The organism is Pacificibacter sp., assembly GCF_039769035.1.
Taxonomy (GTDB): Bacteria; Pseudomonadota; Alphaproteobacteria; order Rhodobacterales; family Rhodobacteraceae; genus Celeribacter.
The window spans coordinates 1-4757 of record NZ_JBDMZG010000098.1 but is presented as its reverse complement, the minus strand read 5'-3'; the positions used below and the strand labels follow the sequence as shown (position 1 = coordinate 4757).

Annotated in this window: 4 protein-coding genes and 1 pseudogene; 2 read left to right on the top strand and 3 right to left on the bottom strand. The window is 54.3% G+C overall.

Annotated features, from left to right (window positions below; translation table 11 throughout):
- From ABF287_RS09180 to ABF287_RS09170, 3 genes and pseudogenes are all read right to left on the bottom strand, one after another.
- A pseudogene (locus ABF287_RS09180) lies at nt 1–411 on the bottom strand (hypothetical protein); the annotation flags it as partial.
- Complete coding sequence (locus ABF287_RS09175) at nt 411–1949, bottom strand: aldehyde dehydrogenase family protein (RefSeq protein WP_347184709.1); 1539 nt, start codon at nt 1947–1949, stop codon at nt 411–413. The pseudogene ABF287_RS09180 and the gene ABF287_RS09175, both read right to left, overlap by 1 nt.
- The gene (locus ABF287_RS09170; RefSeq protein WP_347184708.1) at nt 1946–3184 is read right to left on the bottom strand and encodes an aminotransferase class III-fold pyridoxal phosphate-dependent enzyme; all 1239 of its coding nucleotides are present in this window, start codon (nt 3182–3184) and stop codon (nt 1946–1948) included. The genes ABF287_RS09175 and ABF287_RS09170 overlap by 4 nt, the downstream gene beginning before the upstream one ends.
- 188 nt (nt 3185–3372) lie before the next feature.
- On the opposite strand from ABF287_RS09170, the gene ABF287_RS09165 reads away from it, so the two are divergent.
- Together ABF287_RS09165 and ABF287_RS09160 are read left to right on the top strand one after the other, a co-directional pair.
- Nucleotides 3373–4149 (top strand): DeoR/GlpR family DNA-binding transcription regulator, encoded by a 777-nt coding sequence (locus ABF287_RS09165; RefSeq protein WP_347184707.1) that lies wholly within the window; start codon nt 3373–3375, stop codon nt 4147–4149.
- A partial coding sequence (locus ABF287_RS09160) for a propanediol/glycerol family dehydratase large subunit (protein WP_347184710.1) occupies nt 4124–4757 on the top strand: 634 nt, incomplete at its 3' end. The genes ABF287_RS09165 and ABF287_RS09160, both read left to right, overlap by 26 nt.

The window sequence follows — 4757 nt, the reverse complement described above, 5'->3', positions numbered from 1 at the left end:
GTCGCCCCCTATAACCATCGAGCCCAGTTTGTTGCGGTTCATCAAAAACGCGTGCTGGTCGTCTACATTTGTCACCAGCTTGGATGCCAGGATTTTCGGCGGGGCCACATCGTCCATGGTTTTGCCCAAGGCTCTAAGGATAGCGTCTGCGCCGGAATGCACCTCAGAAGTGGAATGGGAATGAAACTGCAACGTGCCGAACTGACGTTCTACCACCAAAAGTCCTGCGCGCACATCCGCACTTTTCAGGACTGTGTCGGTCAGGACTTCAACATCCAGCCCTGGTGCAATCTCAACAATCTGCGCAGCCATTCGCAAACGGGGCAACGTGCCACGCATCCATGTGGCAATATAGGCTAGGGTTTGGGGTTGGAGCTGATCAATGAAAATCGATGCGCGGAGATCTGTCATCAGATATCTCCCTTCAGGCCACGAAGCTCTTCCATGATTAACTGGCGTAGCTCGTCGCGGGTCACATCCCCAGCCCCGCTTGTGTGTTGCGGTCCTTGGTGCGTCTGCACAGATGTCATTGGCCGGTCCGAAGACACATTGGTCAGATCAATACTAGCCAGATCAGCAGGTTGATCCTTGGCGTAGGCAATACGCGTCCAATGAACTAGATGTTGCGGCCCCACGTTCTCGCCCACTGAACTGCGGCCAGCAAAGCCTGTGCCAATGGTAAACGCGGGCGGCAAATGCGTGGCAAACCCTGCAGCCCCTTGCGAACAGGGTGCGTTAACCACCACGCGATAGACCGGCATGTCCTGCGAAAAAGCCACGAGACGTGCGCTATCTTCGCCGTGGAAGGCTGCGGAATGGCCCGCGCCACGCCGGGTTGTGTATTTGGCAAATGTCACCGCTTGATCAAAATCCACAGCGGCGGTCAAGGTCAGCACCGGGCAGAGCTTCTCGCGGAAAAGCAGATCATCCTGCCCCGGAGTGGGAACTACAGGCACCAAAATCTTGGTCGAAGGGCTGACACGAATGCCAGCCCGTTCGGCGATCCACTGGGCAGATTTGCCAATCGCCTCCAGCGTAAAACCCTCACCTCCAAAGAGGTAATCGCGCAGCTTGTCTGTGTCCGCGTTATTGCACACATGCGCCCCAGCCGAGCGCAAGGCGCGCTCCAAATTGCCGCGGTTACTGTCCAGTGTGACAACGACACTTTCGTTCGTGCACAAGACCGAATTGTCAAAGCTCTTGCTGTCCACAAGGCACCTGGCCGCCGCGTCCACTTTGGCTGTGACGTCGACATAAGCCACCACGTTACCGGGACCAACACCCAAGGCGGGATTGCCCGATGAATAGGCCGCGCGCACCATTGCGTTGCCTCCAGTGGCGATAATCACGTTAATCTTGTCCGACGCCATGATATCTTGAACCAGAGGGATGGAGGGATCTTCGATACATTGGATCAAACCGGAAGGTGCGCCTGCGGCCTCAACGGCTTTGGCCAGATGCTGTGCAGCCTGCAACGAGACCCGCTTAGCGGCTGGATGTGGGCTAATAACGATGGCATTGCGGCTTAGCACGGCCAACATTGCCTTATAATAGACTGTCGCTACCGGATTGGTTGCCGGAGCCAATGCAAAGACCACACCAGCAGGTTTGGGAAGCTCTAAAATTTTACGCTGAACGTCAATACGCGGTGTGATCAGATCGAGATCGCGATAGTGATCTAACAGGGCATGGGTGCACAACTGATTTTTAAGCGTCTTATGCTCGACCACGCCATACCCGGTTTCAGACACAGCCAGATCGGCAAACTCGGCGGCATTTGCGTGGCCTGCCTTTGCCATCGCCTCAGCAATCGCCATAACAGAATCACGGCTGAAGCTTTTGTAATACCGCGCGGCCCATGCTGCACGGCCCACTTTCATGCGCGCCTTTGAGAGCGATCGATCTGGGACTGCCAAGCGTGGCGTGTTACATATAGTAGTTTCGATCATGCGGCGCGTCGTCTTCCGTTTTTAAGCAACTGACGCGCGCGAGGCATCGCAGCGTCAAAGCGGTCCATGATTTCCTGACAGGTATCCACATCCAGAACCACACCAGGTTTGAATTGAAGCACGCGCTTGTCCAGAGACGAGAAGATCGCCCAGATACCGTTTTCATAAAGCGCGCGAGACACGGCCACTGCCCCCTCTGGGTGGTCAAACTCCAGCCCCATCACCACACCACGCTGACGCACACCCACAAAAATATCGGAGTGGCGCACCATCATTTCGGCCATGCTTTTGGAGAAATACTCAGACACAAAATGCACGTTTGAAATAACCTCAGGCCGCTGAAGCATTTCCATGACATGATGGCCCACAACGCATCCCAGCTCGGATCCACCTGCTGTTGAGATATGCGCAGCCCCGTCTTCGACCAACCATTGGCCGCATTCTTCGGTTACCAGACAAGCACTAATCGGATAAATACCACCTCCCAGGCCCTTACCGCAGACAAAGATATCTGGCTTCAACCCATACCCCTGCCAACCCCACATCACACCTGTGCGCATCAGACCAGTTTGCACCTCATCCGAGATAAATTTGGCCCCGTATTTGTGGCACAATTCTTGACAGGCCTTAAGATAACCATCGTCAGGCATGGGAAATCCATAGGTGGCCGGAATTGTCTCAATAATAAATGCCGCCACATCGCAGCCTTTCAATACATCCTCAAGCGCATTCGGATCGTTGAAGGGCACTTGGATGAAATCTTCTGGATTGTCTGCCAGGAAGATTTTTGAAAACCGCTCATCTCCCGTGGCGACAGACAGGCCGGAATGCCCATGATAGCCTTTGATGATCGACACGATCTTTTTACGCCTGGTCGCATAGCGCGCTGTCTTGAGAGCAATCTCAACGGCCTCAGCCCCGCCTGCGCCGAATATGGCGTATTTCGTATGCGGCGCGGTTTTGACTAGCTGTTCAGCAAAGGCCGCCCTCGCAACGGACGGAAACCAGTGGTTGCCCATATCAAAATAGTCGAGCCCTGATTTTAGCACATCGACCAGTTCAGGATGGCGATGGCCAAAATTGTAAGTGCCGCCGTTGAGGTGCAAGTCAATAAGCCGCTTGCCCGACATGTCGTGTAGGAAATACCCTTCGCGCCTGTCGATCACCATCGGCGTGCCCGCTTCCGTCCAGAAGCTAACCTTGCCTGGGTTCCAATATTCCGCCGCTTTTTGCATCAACGACTCTTTCGAATCGAAGGAAAAATAACCGTAATTGAACACGCGAATCCCCTTTGCAGTTATTTAAATGCTATCGTGAGATTTACATTTTTCAACTTTTTTTGTGGGCTTTTGGTCAAAATAGTTTAAATTTGTTGTGAAGCTTGTAAAATAGGGCGCCAAATAGTGCGGTATGAGAGGCAAAAATGTCAAAGAAAGCAAGACGACAAGATCTTTTGTTGAGCGTACTGGAAACGAATGCTTCGATTCGTGTGAACGAGCTTGCGGATCAGCTGGACGTCTCTACCGAAACCGTCCGACGCGACCTGTCCGAGCTGGATAGCACGGGCCGGATCAAGCGCACATATGGTGGTGCTATGCGCACCAAATCCTTTGAGCCTGCCTTGTCAGAACGTTTAACGCAGCACATCGCTGCGCGCGAAAAGATAGCCCAGATGGCGGTCGAGTATTTAGGCAATTCGAGCAGTCTTTTCATTGGTGGTGGGGCCACCACGCTGCACTTCGCACGCGCTCTGCGCCAAACCAGGCGACCGCTGACGGTGCTAACTCCCTCGTTTAGCATTGCCATGGAACTCTCAATTAATCCCGCGCTTGAGGTCATGGCCCTGCCCGGCATTGTCGAACCCAATGAGGGGGTGGTTTGGGGTGGTGAGACGCTCAACTGCATTGAAAAATTCCACACCACACTGGCGGTGGTTGGAGCCTCAGGCGTTGATACTAAAGGAATCAGTGAGGCCTCGTCGAACATTGCACACGTGTATTCCGCGATGATCAGAAATGCCGATGAAACCATGGTTTTGGCAGATGCTTCAAAATTTGGAGAGCGGTCGCTGCAACAAACGGTTGCGATGCAAAGCAATCTCTGTGTGATAACCGATCGCCGCCCTGATCAGTCGATAAGTGATTCCATCCTGCGTCATGGAGCACGGCTTGTTTGTGGCGCAATGGACGATGAAAGCTGAGAGAGATCAGAAGGCTATGGGCCAAAGTTATGATACCAACCGGTGGAAGCGCGTCGACGATTGGGATGCCCGTACTCTGAGATTGGATAGGTTCGCGGTCGAAGACCCCGAGAATGGTTTTTCAGCCTTCCGCGGTTCGGCCGACCCATCGCCTAGCGTTGGGATCAAAGCAGGCAAGGTCGCTTCAATGGACGGTGTGGCCTCTGAAGACTTCGATTTGATCGATGCTTTCATTGCCACCTATCATGTCGATCCAGAAATCGCCGAGGAGGCCATGGCGATCCCCTCGGAGCAACTGGCGCGGATGCTGGTGGACATGAATGTGCCGCGCACCGATCTGACCCGTCTTGCCCGTGGCCTGACCCCGGCCAAGCTGGCCGAGGCGGTGGCGCAACTGAACGCCATGGAGATTGCCTTTGCCTACTCCAAGATGCGCGCCCGTCAAAGCCCTGGTAATCAGGCCCATGTGACCAACGCTAAGGACGATCCCTTGCAATTGGCCGCCGATGCCGCGATCGCCGTTGCACTCGGTTTTGATGAGATTGAGACCACCATGCGTGTCGCGCGCAATTCGTGGTCGAACGCATTGGCCTGTTGCGTCGGCTCCG

Bases quoted from the DNA above. Each gene is read 5' to 3' on its own strand.
- ABF287_RS09165 (WP_347184707.1), top strand. From the start codon at position 3,373: ATGTCAAAGAAAGCAAGACGACAAGATCTTTTGTTGAGCGTACTGGAA.
- ABF287_RS09175 (WP_347184709.1), bottom strand. From the start codon at position 1,949: ATGATCGAAACTACTATATGTAACACGCCACGCTTGGCAGTCCCAGAT.
- ABF287_RS09170 (WP_347184708.1), bottom strand. From the start codon at position 3,184: ATGCAAAAAGCGGCGGAATATTGGAACCCAGGCAAGGTTAGCTTCTGG.